Annotated in this window: 12 protein-coding genes; 4 read left to right on the top strand and 8 right to left on the bottom strand. The window is 72.5% G+C overall.

What is annotated here, in order from left to right; genetic code table 11:
• Nucleotides 1-19: 19 nt before the first annotated feature.
• The 4 genes from infB to CFT82_RS08950 form a co-directional block, all read right to left on the bottom strand.
• Nucleotides 20-2,926, bottom strand: coding sequence for a translation initiation factor IF-2 (infB, locus tag CFT82_RS08965; RefSeq protein WP_088818710.1), 2,907 nt, complete (start codon nt 2,924-2,926; stop codon nt 20-22).
• 80 nt (nt 2,927-3,006) lie between these two features.
• Nucleotides 3,007-3,354, bottom strand: a complete 348-nt coding sequence (locus CFT82_RS08960) for a YlxR family protein (RefSeq protein ID WP_088818709.1) — start codon at nt 3,352-3,354, stop codon at nt 3,007-3,009.
• Between the two features lie 98 nt (nt 3,355-3,452).
• Nucleotides 3,453-4,481: a transcription termination factor NusA gene (gene nusA, locus CFT82_RS08955; RefSeq protein ID WP_088818708.1), complete on the bottom strand. Its 1,029-nt coding sequence runs from the start codon at nt 4,479-4,481 to the stop codon at nt 3,453-3,455.
• Between the two features lie 28 nt (nt 4,482-4,509).
• Complete coding sequence (locus CFT82_RS08950) at nt 4,510-5,013, bottom strand: ribosome maturation factor RimP (protein ID WP_088818707.1); 504 nt, start codon at nt 5,011-5,013, stop codon at nt 4,510-4,512.
• A 182-nt stretch (nt 5,014-5,195) separates the two neighbouring features.
• On the opposite strand from CFT82_RS08950, the gene CFT82_RS08945 reads away from it, so the two are divergent.
• The 3 genes from CFT82_RS08945 to CFT82_RS08935 are packed head-to-tail and all read left to right on the top strand — an operon-like array spanning nt 5,196 to nt 8,985.
• Nucleotides 5,196-6,254 (top strand): hypothetical protein, encoded by a 1,059-nt coding sequence (locus CFT82_RS08945; RefSeq protein WP_088818706.1) that lies wholly within the window; start codon nt 5,196-5,198, stop codon nt 6,252-6,254.
• Between the two features lie 14 nt (nt 6,255-6,268).
• Nucleotides 6,269-7,618 (top strand): CapA family protein, encoded by a 1,350-nt coding sequence (locus tag CFT82_RS08940; RefSeq protein WP_088818705.1) that lies wholly within the window; start codon nt 6,269-6,271, stop codon nt 7,616-7,618.
• Nucleotides 7,615-8,985, top strand: coding sequence for a CapA family protein (locus CFT82_RS08935; RefSeq protein WP_088818704.1), 1,371 nt, complete (start codon nt 7,615-7,617; stop codon nt 8,983-8,985). Before CFT82_RS08940 ends, CFT82_RS08935 begins: the two co-directional genes overlap by 4 nt.
• A 43-nt stretch (nt 8,986-9,028) precedes the next feature.
• Here the strand turns inward: CFT82_RS08935 and CFT82_RS08930 are convergent, their stop codons facing one another.
• The 4 genes from CFT82_RS08930 to CFT82_RS12105 all read right to left on the bottom strand — a co-directional run bounded on the left by CFT82_RS08930 (nt 9,029) and on the right by CFT82_RS12105 (nt 13,301).
• A complete protein-coding gene (locus CFT82_RS08930; RefSeq protein WP_234994374.1) occupies nt 9,029-9,817 on the bottom strand; it encodes a TSUP family transporter in 789 nt (262 codons plus the stop codon).
• The gene (locus CFT82_RS08925; RefSeq protein WP_088818703.1) at nt 9,810-11,603 is read right to left on the bottom strand and encodes a proline--tRNA ligase; all 1,794 of its coding nucleotides are present in this window, start codon (nt 11,601-11,603) and stop codon (nt 9,810-9,812) included. The genes CFT82_RS08930 and CFT82_RS08925 overlap by 8 nt, the downstream gene beginning before the upstream one ends.
• A 62-nt stretch (nt 11,604-11,665) precedes the next feature.
• Complete coding sequence (locus tag CFT82_RS12110; protein WP_234994373.1) at nt 11,666-12,565, bottom strand: GNAT family N-acetyltransferase; 900 nt, start codon at nt 12,563-12,565, stop codon at nt 11,666-11,668.
• A 1-nt stretch (nt 12,566) separates the two neighbouring features.
• Nucleotides 12,567-13,301 carry a DUF6882 domain-containing protein gene (locus tag CFT82_RS12105; protein ID WP_234994372.1) on the bottom strand — a complete coding sequence of 245 codons (735 nt, stop codon included), beginning with the start codon at nt 13,299-13,301 and terminating at the stop codon, nt 12,567-12,569.
• A 154-nt stretch (nt 13,302-13,455) separates the two neighbouring features.
• Here CFT82_RS12105 and CFT82_RS08915 point away from each other — a divergent pair, with 154 nt between their 5' ends.
• A complete protein-coding gene (locus CFT82_RS08915; protein ID WP_088818702.1) occupies nt 13,456-14,283 on the top strand; it encodes a transporter substrate-binding domain-containing protein in 828 nt (275 codons plus the stop codon).
• The last annotated feature ends 5 nt before the right edge of the window (nt 14,284-14,288 follow it).

Raw genomic sequence — 14,288 nt, 5'->3', positions numbered from 1 at the left:
CCGCCGGGTGCGTACGAGATCAGTCGCGCGGCTTCTCGCGCATCTCGTAGGTGGTGATCAGGTCACCCTCCTGGACGTCGTTGAACGTGCCCAGGTTGATACCGCACTCGAAACCCTCGCGGACCTCGGTGACGTCGTCCTTGAAGCGACGCAGACCGGTGAGCTCGAGCCCCTCGGTGAGGACCACGCCCTCGCGGGTGATGCGGGCCTTCGCGCCGCGGGTGACGACACCCGAGCGGACGATGGAACCGGCGATGTTGCCGAACTTCGAGGAGCGGAAGACCTCCCGGATCTCGGCGGTACCGGTCTCCACCTCCTCGTACTCCGGCTTGAGCATGCCCTTGAGGGCCTGCTCGATGTCCTCGATCGCCTGGTAGATGACCGAGTAGTACCGGATCTCGACGCCCTCGCGCTCGGCGTAGTCCGCGTTCTGACCCTCGGCCCGGACGTTGAAGCCCAGGATGATCGCGTCGGAGGCCATCGCGAGGTTGATGTTGTTCATCGTGATGGCGCCGACACCGCGGTCGATGATGCGCAGGTCCACCTCCTCGCCGACGTCCAGCTGCAGGAGCGCGTCCTCCAGGGCCTCGACCGAACCCGACACGTCACCCTTGAGGATGAGGTTGAGGGTCTCGACCTTGCCCTTGGCGAGGGCCTCGTTGAGGTCCTCGAGGGAGATGCGCTTGCGGGCCTTGGCCAGCGAGGCCTGCCGGTCGGCGGCCTCCCGCTTCTCGGCGATCTGACGGGCCGTCCGGTCGTCCGGGGCCACCACGAAGGTGTCACCGGCACGGGCGACGGTGTCCATGCCCAGCACCTGCACGGGGCGGGAGGGCAGCGCCTCCTGGAGGTTGTTGCCGTGCTCGTCGAGCATGGCGCGCACACGACCGTGCGAGGACCCGGAGACGATCGCGTCCCCGACCCGCAGCGTGCCCGAGGTGACCAGGACGGTCGCCACCGCACCGCGACCACGGTCGAGGTTCGCCTCGATGGCGATGCCGCGGGCGTCCTTGTCCGGGTTCGCCGTGAGCTCCAGGGCGGCGTCCGCGGTGAGGAGCACCGCCTCGAGCAGCTCGTCGATGTTCTGCCGCTGCTTGGCCGAGACGTCGACGAACATCACGTCGCCGCCGTACTCCTCGGCGATCAGCTCGTACTCGGTGAGCTGCTGGCGGATCTTCGCCGGGTTCGCGCCCGGGGAGTCGATCTTGTTGACCGCCACCACGATCGGCACCTCAGCCGCCTTGGCGTGGTTGAGCGCCTCGATCGTCTGCGGCATGACGCCGTCGTCCGCGGCCACCACGAGGATCGCGATGTCCGTGACCTTCGCACCACGGGCACGCATGGCGGTGAACGCCTCGTGACCCGGGGTGTCGATGAAGGTGATCGGGCGACGCTCGCCCTCGTGGTCGGTGTGCACCTGGTAGGCACCGATGTGCTGGGTGATGCCGCCGGCCTCGCCGCCGGTGACCTCCGACTTGCGGATGGCGTCCAGCAGGCTCGTCTTTCCGTGGTCGACGTGACCCATGACGGTCACCACCGGGGCACGCGGCTCCAGGTCCTCCTCGGTCTCGGCGGCCTCCTCGGCCTCGAGGTCGATGTTGAACTGGCTGAGCAGCTCGGCCTCCTCCTCCTCGGGGGAGACCACCTGGATGTCGTACCCGAGCTCGGCGCCGAGGATCCCGAAGGTCACCTCGTCGAGCGACTGGGTGGCCGTGGCCATCTCACCGAGGTGGAAGAGCACGGTCACCAGCGCCGCGGGATCAGCGTTGATCTTGTCCGCGAAGTCGGTCAGCGAGGCACCACGGCGCACCTTGACGACGGTCGACCCGTCGCCACGGGGAACCTGCACACCACCGATCGACGGCGCCTGCATCTGCTCGAACTCGGCGCGCTTGGCGCGCTTCGACTTGCGCGCCTTGCGCTTGCCGCCTCCACGACCGAAGGCACCCTGGGTGCCACCGCGACCACCGCGGGGACCGCGGGGTCCTCCACCGGGGCGCGCACCGGCCCCCGGGGCACCGCCCGGACCACGACCGCGCTGCGGACGCTCGCCCGGACGCGGCACGGCGGCCTTGCCCGGCATCATGTTCGGGTTGGGGCGCGGGCCGCCACCGGGGCGCGGACCGGCGGCACCGGTACCCCCCGGACGCGGACCCGCGGCACCGGTACCACCCGGGCGCGGACCCGCGGCGCCGGTACCACCCGGACGCGGGGCACCGGGCTTGCCGCCCCGGGTGCCGCCGGGCTTGGGCATGCCCTGGCTCGGCGCGAACGGGTTGTTGCCCGGGCGCGGGGCACCGGGCTTGCCGCCCCGGGTGCCGCCGGGCTTGGGCATGCCCTGGCTCGGCGCGAACGGGTTGTTGCCCGGGCGGGCCTGCTGGCCTCCCGGCTTCGGCGCACCGGAGCGGGGGCCGCGCGGGGCCTCGTCGCGGGCCGCCTGCTGGCGGGGGGTGGCCTTCGGGCCCGGGGTCGGGGCCGGCGCACCCGGCTTCGGGGCAGCACCCGGGGTGGGGCCGGCCTTCGGGGTCGGCGCCGCCTTCGGGGCGGGCTCGGCCTGCGGGGCCGGCGCGGCCGGACCCGGGGTCGGTGCCTTCGCCGCGGGCTTGGGGCCCGGGGTCGGGGCCTGCGCGCCCGGCTTCGGGGCAGCGCCCGGGGTGGCCTGGGCGCCGGGCTTCGGCGCGGCGCCCGGGGTGGGCCGGGCACCGGGCTTCGGCGCGTTCGACTTCTGGGGGGTGCCGCTCTCGGACGTGTCCGAGGAGGCCGGCCGGGCGCCGGCCGGCGGGTTGTCGCGCACCTTGCGCACGACGGGGGCCTCGACGGTCGACGATGCCGACTTGACGAACTCCCCCTGCTCCTTCAGGTGGGCCAACAGCTCCTTGCTGGTGACGCCAAGCTCCTTCGCGAGCTCATGAACCCTGAGCTTTGCCACGTTTCTCCTGTCTGGCCCTCGCCAGGCAGGCGGGGCCGTTGTCAGTGCTGGGTGCTCATCGCTGAGTACTCATCGGGTGCTCATCGCGTGTGTCCCGCTTCCATGTCAGTTCCTCCAGTCCGGTCCTCCGGGCCGGCGAGCTCTGCTGCCCACCGTTCCACCGCGGAGAGATCGGCCGCGCCCGCGAGCCGGAGGGCTCGCGGGATGGCACGTCGGGTGACGGCCTTCTCGACGCACGCCGGGTCGGGGTGGAGATGGGCTCCACGCCCGGGCAGCCTGCGCCCGTGGTCCGGCACCACGGGGATGCCGGACGGTGCTCGACCCTCCGGAACGCCCTGCCCGATGGCGGAGACGCTCCCCGGGTCCACCGCGAGGCGGACCAGGGTCGAGGCCGGCGCCCTCCCACGACACCCCACGCAGGTCCGCATCGGGACGTGCGCACGGGCTCCTCGGGAAGAGGCCGGACCACTCATTCTAACGCCTCGGCGGGAGAACCCCACCGCGGCGCCTGCACCACCCGTGGGACTCACCCCGCAGCGGGGGCCTCCGGGGCGGCCGGTGCGGCACCCTCGGAGGAGCTGTCGGGCTGGATGTCGATCCGCCATCCGGTGAGGCGGGCGGCCAGCCGGGCGTTCTGCCCCTCCTTGCCGATCGCCAGGGAGAGCTGGTGCACCGGGACCCGAACGCGCGCCGAGCGGGTCTTCTCGTCGACGACCTCCACCGAGACCACGGAGGCCGGCGAGAGGGCGGCCGCCACGAACTTCGCGGGGTCCTCGTCGAAGTCGACGAGGTCGATCTTCTCCCCCTGCAGCTCGTTCATCACCGCGCGCACCCGGCCACCCATCGGGCCGATGCAGGCTCCCTTGGCGTTGAGCCCTGCCCGGGTGGCCCGCACCGCGACCTTGGAACGGTGGCCGGCCTCGCGGGCGATCGACTCGATCTTCACGGTGCCGTCGGCGACCTCGGGGACCTCCAGGGCGAAGAGCTTGCGCACGAGGTTGGGGTGGGTGCGGCTCAGACCGATGCTCGGGCCCTTCTGCCCGCGCTTCACATGGATGACGTAGCAGCGCAGCCGGTCGCCGTGGTTGTACTCCTCCAGCGGCACCTGCTCGGACTTCCCGAGCAGTCCCTCGACAGTGCCCAGGTCGACGTGCACGCCGTGCGGGTCGTTGCTCTGCTGGACCACACCGGTGACGATGTCGCCCTCCCGCCCCTTGAAGTCGCCCAGGACGGCCTCGTCCTCGATGTCCCGCAGGCGCTGCCGGATCACCTGGCGCACCGTGAACGCGGCCACGCGTCCGAAGTCCTTCGGGGTGTCGTCGAACTCGGGGCCAGCCTCCCCCCGCGTGCCGTCCTCCAGCAGCGGGGCGTCCTCGCGCGCCCAGACCACGGTCTCCCCGGTGCGGCGGTCGAGCTCCACCCGCGCGTTGCGTCGTCCACCGGCCTCGTGCTGGTAGGCCTGCAGCAGGGCGTTCTCCAGCGCGGGGACGAGCACGTCCAGCGGGATCTCCCGCTCGCGCTCCAGCTCGCGCAGCACGGCCATGTCGATCTTCATGTCTTCTCCTGGGGTGGGTGTCTGGGGGTCAGCGGCGGAACTCGACCTGGACCGTGCCGGTCCCGGCCTCGGCGAGGGTGCAGCTCCGCTCCCCGCCCTCGGCGGCGTCATCGGCCAGCACGATCAGCTCGTCCTCCACACGCAGGACCCGGGCGGTACGGGGCTCGGTGCCCTCGACCCCCCGGAGCTCCACGAGGCGGCCGACGGCGCGGCGGTAGTGGGCGAGCTCGGTGAGGGGGCGGTCGACCCCCGGGGAGCTCACCTCGAGCGTGTAGGGCTGCGCGCCGAAGGGGTCGTCCGCGTCGATCGCGGCGCTCACCAGCTGGGTCGCGTCGGCCACCTGGTCGAGGTCCACCGGCTCCACCGGCGTCACGCCGTCGTCGGGGTCCGGGAGGGGCCGCTCCACGAGCACCCGGACCACGGTCCGCCGCCCCGCGGGGGTGATCTCCACCTCGCGGACCTCGAGCCCGATGGGGACGAGCGCCTCCCGGGAGAGACCCAGGACCTTCTCGGTGCGTTCCTCTGTGGACACGGTGCCTCCCGGTCTCGGCACCAGCACGACGGGGGCCGAGGTGTTCTCGAATGACCAGCGGTTGTCGTGGCCCGCCGGCGGGGGCCACCCCCGGAGCACGGGGACCGCTGACTCTACCGGCGGAGGGCACGCACCGGCCAGCCACGACGGTGGGAGGGGCGGTCTCGTGACAAGATGCCCGCGTGATCGACCGCACCGTTCTCCGCCACACCCGCTCCTCCCACGGCGCTGCTCCCACCGGGAGCTCCCGCCGCGCCGCGCTGCGCCTCGGCCTGCTCGGACTCCTCGCGCCGGCCGGGCTGGCCGGGTGCGGGATCCGCCTGGAGGAGGACGCCGCGCCCAGCGAGGGTGGCGAGAAGGGCGCCGAGGGGGCCTCCACCGCAGACGCCCTCCTGCGCGACCTGCAGGGCGCGGCACGCCGCGTGATGCGTTCCTCGCTGGCCAACGGGTCCGGCACCCGGTGGGTCACCGAGGGGCTCCAGGCCCAGGTGAAGGAGCTCATGACGATCACCGGGGGCGTGGAGATCGACGAGAAGGAGATCGAGAAGTCGCGGACGAACCGCGACGTCGCCGACCAGCTCCGCCGGGAGGCCGAGCTCCTCCTCCCCCGCCTCCACGAGGCCGGCGAGCACTCCGAGCTCGTCACCGAGATGGTCGCCTGGTGGCTCGGGGCCAACCACGCCCTGCACCCGCTCAGCCCCCTGCCCTCCGTGCCCGACGGCGCCGCGGTCCCGGCCGCCGCCACGATCGGCACCCTCCACGAGGTCACCTGGGCGATGGAGGTCCTCACCACCCGCCTGGCCGCGGAGATGCGCTACTGGAGCCGGCGACGCATCAAGCACCTCGAGCAGCTGCGGACCGTGGTGTCCGCCCTGGCGGGGGACGCCGGCGACCGACAGCAGATCGCCTACGAGATGCCGCGGGAGGTCATGGACCTCGAGGAGCGCCCGAAGCGCTTCCTGCACTTCCTGGACCGGTGGAGCAAGGAGCTGCGCCAGCAGCTGGCCGACCACGCCGACGACGCCCAGTGGGTGCACCTGCTGACCGTGCAGCTCGGCGTCGCCCGGGGGCTCACCCTAGACTGGACCGAGAACACCGCCCCGGCCGTCCCCGGCGGGAAGCCGCAGCAGGCCCAGGCCCCCCAGGACGCCGACGCCGGTGAGGGGCAGGACATGACCGGGGGCGGGACCGACGGCAAGGAGTCCGACGAGGACACGGACCCGGGGCACGACGAGGAGTGAGGCAGGTGCGGGGGATGCAGGACCGAGCACGAGGGGGGCGCGTCGCGCTTGGGCTGGCGCTCGTCGGGGCGCTGGCCGGCTGCGCCGGGGAGCCGGCACCGGATCGACCCGCCGCATCGCACGACGCTCCCAGCAGCGCGTCGTCGAGCAGGCCTAGCGAGAGCTCCCCGCACGAGGGGGCCCCGGACGCCACGGCGAGCGCCCCCTCCCCCTCCTCGACCTCCGCGACGGGGCAGGGCAGCTCCCCGTCCTCCGGGAGCTCCCCCGAGGCGTCCCCGTCCACCTCCGGCCGCGAGGACGACGAGGCCCCCCGGGCCTTCTCGGTGGTCACGACGGGCGACATGCTCACCCACTACGTCCTCCAGGAGCGCGCCGACGAGCTGCAGCCCGGCCCCGGGTTCGCCTTCGACGGCATGCTGACCGAGGTGGAGCCGGTGCTCGCGGGCGCCGACCTGGCGGTGTGCGGCCAGGAGACCCCGATCTCCCCCGAGAACGAGGATCTCACCGCCTCGAAGGGGACCTTCGTCTTCAACGCCCCGCGCGAGATCGCCGAGGCGATGGCGGCCGCCGGGTACGACGCCTGCTCGACGGCCTCGAACCACACCCTCGACAAGGGGCTCCGGGGCGTGGCGGACACCCGCGCCGTCCTGGAGGAGAACGGCATCGCCCCGGTCGGGCCGCAGGCCTCCGAGGGGGCCGGCCCCGGGCACCCGGTGCTCGTCGACGCCGGTGGGGCCACGGTGGGGCTGCTCGCGTACAGCTACAACGTGAAGAATGCGCTGGGTGGCACGACCGTGCCGGGCATGGAGTGGATGAACGGCCACATGATGCGCGGTGCCGGCGCCGAGGGGATGATCGCCGACGCCCGCCGGGCCCGCCGGATGGGGGCCGACGTGGTGATGGTGTCGATCCACTGGGGTGCCGAGTACGACCAGGAGCCGAACGACGAGCAGCGCGAGATCGCCCGGACGGTGCTCGCCTCCGGGGAGGTCGACGCGATCGCCGGTTCGCACCCCCACGTGGTGCAGCCGTGCGAGACGATCGACGGCCGGACGGTGGCCTACAGCATGGGCAACTTCCTCTCCGAGCAGGGCCCCAACCGCTACCCGTCGAAGCCGATCACCACCCAGGACGGGGTGCTGCTGAGGTGGACCTTCACGCCGGAGGAGGGCGTGGACGGTGTCACCTGGGAGCAGGAGCTGGAGTACCAGCCCACCTTCGTGACCCGGCCCGACTTCGTGATCGCGCCGGCCACCCCGGATCACCTCCCCGACTCCTACCGCCGCACGGTGGACACCATGAGCTCCCTGGGGAAGGGGCGCTGCGACGCCCGCCCCATGACCCCGAAGGACTGGACCCGATGACCCGCCTGCCCCGCACCGTCCGACCCGCCGCCGCCCTCGCCACCGCCGGGCTCCTGCTCTCGGCCTGCTCCGGCGACCGGGGTGGGGAGCCCAGCGCGCAGGGCTCCTCCCCCGCGGCCAGCGCCACCACGTCCTCCCCGGCCACCGACCCCGCGGCCTCCGGCACCTCCACCGGTCCGGGGTCGAGCGCGGGGGCCGAGACCCCCGGCGGCTCCGCCTCCCCCGCGGAGGGGGCGAGCGGCTCGGGCGAGCCCAGCGCCTCCGGCTCGAGCCCCGACTCGAGCACGAGCACGGGCGCGCCCGCCGGGAAGGGAGAGTCCTTCACGGTCCTGTCCACCGGTGACGTCCTGGCCCACGCGGCGGTGATCCGCAGCGCGAAGGGATTCGGCACCGGGGACGCCTATGACTTCACCCCCCAGCTCGAACCGGTCGCGCCCTTCCTCCAGGCCGGCGACCTGACGCTCTGCAACCAGGAGACCCCGCTCACGCCGACCAACGAGGACGTGACGGCCCAGCAGAACATCATGGTGTTCAACACCCCGCACGAGCAGGCCGAGGCCCTCGCCGAGGCCGGCTTCGACGCCTGCTCCACCTCCAACAACCACACCCTGGACCAGGGGGTCGAGGGTGTCGAGCGCACCCGCGAGGTCATGGAGGAGGCGGGGGTGCTGCCGATCGGTCCGGCCGAGTCGGCCACGGCGGGGCGCACGGAGGACGGTGGCGACAACCCGACCATCCTGGAGGCCGACGGGCACAAGGTCGGGGTGCTCACCTACTCGTACAACGTCGCGAACATGGGCCTCGCCCAGAGCCTGCCCTCCCACCCGTGGATGGAGCAGCACATGTGGTTCGCACAGGGCCCGGAGGGTATCGCCGAGCAGGCCGCGGAGGCCCGCGAGCAGGGGGCCGAGGTGGTCGTCGCCGTGGTCCATTGGGGCACCGAGTACGTGGCCATGCCCACCGCGGAGCAGGACCAGCTGGCCCAGCAGCTGCTCGGTGAGGACTCGGGGGTCGACGCGATCTTCGGCCACCACGCACACGTCCCGCAGCCCTGCCAGACGATCGAGGGCCGTACCGTCTTCTACGGCCTGGGGAACTTCCTCTCCGCACAGCGCAAGAAGCCGACCAACACCTTCCCCCCGAATGTGCAGGACGGCGCGATCGCCGGCATCACCTTCACCGCCGACGGGAAGGGCGGCTGGGAGCAGCAGGCTTCCGTCCAGCCCACCTGGGTCACGCAGCCCGATCACGTCATCGAGCCGGCCACCCCGGACCAGCACGCCGAGTCGCACGCCCGGACCATGGACGTCATGAACCGGCTGGGCGACAGCTCCTGCCAGCCCACCGAGCTCACGCCGCAGGGCTGAGCGGAGGGGGCCGGGCCAGGACCCACGGCCCCACCCCTCGGCCTCAGAGCAGGTCGAGCACCATCTCCCCGCCGAGGCGCAGCAGGAAGCCGCCCACGACGAGGACGAACACCAGCCGGACGAAGCCCCCGCCCCGGGCCACCGCGGTCCGGGCTCCCAGGTAGCCCCCGACGAGATTCCCGGCCGCCATGGCCAGACCGACCTTCCACACGACCGCGCCCATCGGGACGAACAGGCACAGGGCGGCGGCGTTCGTGGCCCAGTTGGCCATCTTGGCCTTCGCGCTGGCCTGCAGGAAGTCGTAGCCCAGCAGACCCACCAGGGCGAAGACCAGGAAGCTGCCCGTCCCCGGGCCCAGCGCACCGTCGTAGGCGCCGATGAGGACCCCCGCGAGCATCGCCACCCCCAGGTGACCACGCCCCTGGAAGCGCAGCACCTGGACGGATCCCAGGTCCGGCTTGAAGAGCGTGTAGGCGCCCACCACGAGCAGGGCCACGACGATGATCGGGGTGAAGGCGTCCTTGGGGATGAGCGCCGCCACCTGGGCGCCCCCGAGGGAGCCCAGGAAGGCCGCAGCGGCCAGGGGCAGGGCGGTCCGCAGGTCGGGGCGGACCCGGCGGTAGTAGGTGGCCGCCGCCACGGAGGTCCCGGCGATCGAGGCGATCTTGTTCGTCGCGAGGACCTGCACCGGGGCGGCCTGGGGCATGCCCAGCAGCAGGGCCGGGAGCTGCACCAGCCCGCCACCGCCGACCACGGCGTCGATCCACCCCGCTGCCAGGCCCGCGGCGAACATCAGGCCCAGCAGGGTCAGGGTGATCTCGACCTCAGGCACGTCCGCGGATCTCGGCCACCACCTCGGCCACGGCCTCGTCGACGGCCACCTGACGGGACTCCCCAGTGGCCCGGTCCTTGATCTCCACCAGGCCGTCGGCCAGACCACGCCCCACGACGAGGATGGTCGGCACGCCGACGAGCTCGGCGTCCTTGAACTTCACGCCCGGGGAGACCTTCGGCCGGTCGTCCAGCAGGACGCTCACGCCCTGTGCTTCCAGGGCGGTGGTCAGCTCCTCGGCCTTCTCGAGCACCCCGGCGTCCTTGCCGGTGGCGACGACGTGCAGGTCGACCGGGCTCAGCTCGCGCGGCCACACCAGACCGATCTCGTCGTGGTGGGTCTCGGCCACCACACCCACCGCACGGGTCACGCCGATGCCGTAGGACCCCATGTGGACGGTGACCAGCTTGCCGTTCTCGTCGAGCACCTTGAGGCCGAGCGCCTCGGCGTACTTCGTGCCGAGCTGGAAGATGTGCCCCATCTCGACCCCACGGGCCAGGCGCAGCGTGCCCTGCCCGGTGGGGCTGGGATCGCCCTCGTGGATCGTGGCGGCGTGGATCGTCCCGTCGGCGGTGAAGTCCCGGCCGTACACGAGGTCGAAGACGTGCTTGCCGTGCTCGTCGGCGCCGGTGACCCAGGTCGACCCGGGCGTGACCAGCGGGTCCAGCAGGTAGCGGATCCCGGTGGTGCTCTCCTCCCCCAGCACACCGGGACCGATGTACCCCTTCGCGAGGGCCGGGTAGCGCTCGAAGTCCGCCGCTTCGAAGGGCTCCACCTCCGCCGGGGAGACCTGGGCCTCCAGCCGCTTGGCGTCGACCTCCCGGTCACCCGGCAGCCCGATGGCCAGCGGCTCCCGGGTGCCGTCGGGGTGCACGAGCATCACGACGACGTTCTTCAGCGTGTCGGCCGCCGTCCACTCCCGCCCGTCGGCCCGCGGGTGGTCGGCGTTCGCCGACGCCACCAGGGTCTCGATGGTGGGGGTGTCCGGGGTGTCCTCCACGTGGGCCGCCGGGACGCCCTCCTCCAGCGCCGCCCGGGCCGCCTCGTCCGCGGGCAGCTCCTGGACGGGCATCCGCACCGCCTCGACGTTCGCGGCATAGCCCGAGTCGTCCCGCACGAAGGTGTCCTCCCCGGACTCCATCACCGCGAGGAACTCCTCGGAGGCCGAGCCGCCCATCGCCCCGGAGTCGGCGTGGACGGCGACGTACTCGAAGCCGAGCCGGTCGAAGATCCGCACGTAGGCGTCCCGGTGCCGCTGGTAGGCGGCCTCCAGGCCGGCCTCGTCGACGTCGAAGGAGTAGGCGTCCTTCATGATGAACTCGCGGCCGCGCAGCACGCCGGCCCGGGGGCGGGCCTCGTCGCGGTACTTCGGGAGCATCTGGTAGAGGGAGAGCGGGAGGTCCTTGTACGAGGTGTACAGGTCCTTCACCGCGAGGGTGAACATCTCCTCGTGCGTCGGGCCCAGCAGCATCTCGGCGCCCTTGCGGTCGGTGAGCCGGAAGAGGTTGTCGCCGTACTCGGTCCACCGGTTCGTCGCCTCGTAGGGCTCCTTGGGCAGCAGCGAGGGGAAGGCGATCTCCTGGTCACCGATCGCGTCCATCTCCTCGCGGACGATGCCCTTGACCTTCTCCAGCACGCGCAGGCCCAGCGGCAGCCAGGTGTAGATGCCCGGGGCCGCGCGGCGCACGTAGCCGGCGCGCACGAGCAGGCGGTGGCCGGGCAGCTCCGCGTCCGCCGGGTCCTCCCGAAGGGTCCGCAGGAACAGGGTGGACATGCGCAGCGCCATGGCGTGGCCTTTCGCCGGAGGGACGGGGGAAGCGTGGGGTCGAGCGTACCGGCCGTCGGTGCTCAGAGGATGACGGTGGCGAAGGTGCCCACCCGCCGCATCCCGATCCGCTCGTAGACGGTGCGGGCCCCGAGGTTGTAGTCGTTCACGTAGAGGTGCACGGTGCCGATCCGGTCCACCGGCGCCCCGGCCGGACCGATGACCGGGCGGGGGGTGGTCAGCAGGTGCTCGACCACGCCCGCCATCGCCGCGGTGGCCAGGCCCCGCCCCCGGTGCTCCGGGCTGGTCCACACCCCCTGTACCTGGGCCACACCGAAGGCCACGGCGCCCACGTCGGCCTTGAACACGACCTGCCCGTCCTCGACCACCACGAAGGACCGCCCCTGGGCGATGAGCCGCTCGAAACCCATCCGGTAGGCCGCGTCCGACCCCTGGTAGGGCGGGTAGCCGATCTCCTCCGTGAACATCGCGGCTCCCGCCGGCACCACCAGGCCGATCTCGGAGGGACGGGCCGGACGCACCCGGGGGTCGAGGTGCACGCCGAGCCGGGAGGGGGGCGTGGAGGTCACCATCGACCACTGGTCCATCCGCTCGTCCCGGGCCGGACCCCAGTGCTCGCGGAGCCGCCCCCAGAGACGCTCCACCTGCTCGGCCTCGCCGAAGACGGAGCTGGAGGTCGACCGCCGGGGCGCCACCGCCTCGGCGAGGCCGTCGGCGGAGCGCTCGTCCAGCCCCACCGGCACCACGTTCGCCCCGGCCAGGACCAGCGAGGTCAGCCGGTCCCCGTCACGCCACCCGTGGGCGTGGCCACGGATGCGCAGGGCCTGCTCCTGCACCCGGGAGGCCACGTAGACGCAGGCCGCCGGGTCGTGCGCGCACAGGCGCAGCACCTCGGGGGCGTCGGCCGGGCCCAGGGCGACGCTGCGGCCGACCCGCCGGGCCGCCCGCCGGGCGGTCCACACCTCAGCGCAGGTCGTCGTGGATCTCGCGGACCCAGCCGTCCTCGTCGAGCTCCACCTCCACGACCTGCTCCCCGTCGTCGAAGCGCACCCGACGACCGTCGGCCGCCCAGGTCGCCGGCCACGGGCCGTCGATGCCCAGGTGGTGGAGGGCACGGCGGTGGTCGGTGAGGACGCCCTCGTCGAGGACGGAGCGGAGCAGCTCGGGCAGGTCGGACAGGGCCGGGACGGGCAGGTCGAGGCCCGAGACGAGGGTGACCACCCAGGTGCCGTTCCCGGCGTCGGAGACGAAGTAGGGACGCACTCCGGTGATCTTGCTGGCGAGGGTGCCGGCGTCGTGCGCCGCGGTGACCACCGCGTCGTCGAGCTCCTCGTCGCTGGCGTCCAGGACGATCTCGGCGTCGGTGAGCTGGTGGGTCCCGTGGAGCTCCCCGAACTCGCGCAGCTCGTGCGAGAGGCGGGCGGCGGGGGCCTCGGCGAAGTTCTCGTTCGCCCAGGCCCAGAGCAGCGAGCGCGGGCCCGGCGCCACCGAGGCGACGAGGTGCAGGTCGCCGACGACCTCCCCCTGCTCGGAGGCGAACTGGATCTGGCCGGCCTCCAGGTCGACCCCGATCTGCGCGTCCGGGCCCACCTCCTGGGCGAGCAGCACGTCGAACTGCTGCTGGGCGATCCGCGACCACAGGGTGGCGTCGTTGAGGATCGTCGCGTGGTCGAGGACGGGAGCGGCATTCTGGTCCATGGGAGGAAGCCTAAGTCCTCGGCGCACCCCCGTCACCGACAGGTTCGGCGCGCACCGCGAGGCGACGTTGCGGGACGGTCTCGGGGTGGTTGCGAAATGGTCACGGATTCCGCGACGGGGCCTTCTGCATCCCGGCTGGTTCTCGTGTCCGAGCATGAACTCACCGCGTCCCCGCCTCGCGCCCTGGGCGGCCCTCTGCCTGGCTGCCTCCCTCACCCTGTCCTCCTGTGGCGGTGACGACAGCCCGGAGAAGTCCTCCGGCTCGGGCGACCAGCCCGCCGCCGCCGAGCTCGGCCTCAAGGACCCGGGCAAGATCGTCGTCTGCGGTGACGTGCCCTTCCGCCCCTTCGAGGAGGAGGACCCGACCTCGCCGACCGGGTACAAGGGCTTCGACGTGGACATCTCCCAGGAGATCGCCGACGGGCTGGGCGTGGAGCTGGAGTTCAAGGACGCCACCTTCGACACCCTGCAGTCCGGGCTGGCCCTCAACTCCGGCCAGTGCGACATGTCGGCATCCGGCATGACCATCACCGAGGACCGCAAGAAGGAGATCGCGTTCTCCGACGGGTACTACGACTCGCTGCAGTCCCTGCTCGTCCCGAAGGACTCGGACGTCAAGGAGCTCGGAGACCTCAACGGCAAGAAGATCGCGGTGCAGCAGGGCTCCACCGGCTCCGCCTACGCCGAGAAGAAGGCCGAGGGTGCCGAGCTCGTCTACCTGCCCTCCGACGCCGAGATGTTCCAGGCCCTCCAAGGCAACCAGGTCGACGCGATCCTCCAGGACCTCCCGGTCAACCTCGACCACACCAAGGACGGCGAGTACGCGATCGTCGCCGAGTACGACACGGGTGAGGAGTACGGTCTGGCGATCAAGAAGGACAACACGAAGCTGGTCGAGGCCGTCAACGCCGAGCTCCAGGAGATCCGTGACTCCGGCCGGTACCAGGAGATCTACGACTCCTACTTCGCCGAGTCCGAGTGACCACG

Origin of the sequence: Kytococcus aerolatus (assembly GCF_900187395.1) — a bacterium.
GTDB classification, from domain to species: Bacteria; Actinomycetota; Actinomycetes; order Actinomycetales; family Dermatophilaceae; genus Kytococcus; species Kytococcus aerolatus.
Note: the sequence above shows the minus strand (reverse complement) of the source record. Positions and strands in the feature narration are given on the sequence as shown.

Coding starts and splice junctions, on each gene's coding strand:
- CFT82_RS08915 (WP_088818702.1), top strand. CDS start 13,456: ATGAACTCACCGCGTCCCCGCCTCGCGCCCTGGGCGGCCCTCTGCCTG.
- CFT82_RS08925 (WP_088818703.1), bottom strand. CDS start 11,603: ATGGCGCTGCGCATGTCCACCCTGTTCCTGCGGACCCTTCGGGAGGAC.
- CFT82_RS08935 (WP_088818704.1), top strand. CDS start 7,615: ATGACCCGCCTGCCCCGCACCGTCCGACCCGCCGCCGCCCTCGCCACC.
- CFT82_RS08940 (WP_088818705.1), top strand. CDS start 6,269: ATGCAGGACCGAGCACGAGGGGGGCGCGTCGCGCTTGGGCTGGCGCTC.
- CFT82_RS12105 (WP_234994372.1), bottom strand. CDS start 13,301: ATGGACCAGAATGCCGCTCCCGTCCTCGACCACGCGACGATCCTCAAC.
- nusA (WP_088818708.1), bottom strand. CDS start 4,481: ATGAAGATCGACATGGCCGTGCTGCGCGAGCTGGAGCGCGAGCGGGAG.
- CFT82_RS08960 (WP_088818709.1), bottom strand. CDS start 3,354: ATGCGGACCTGCGTGGGGTGTCGTGGGAGGGCGCCGGCCTCGACCCTG.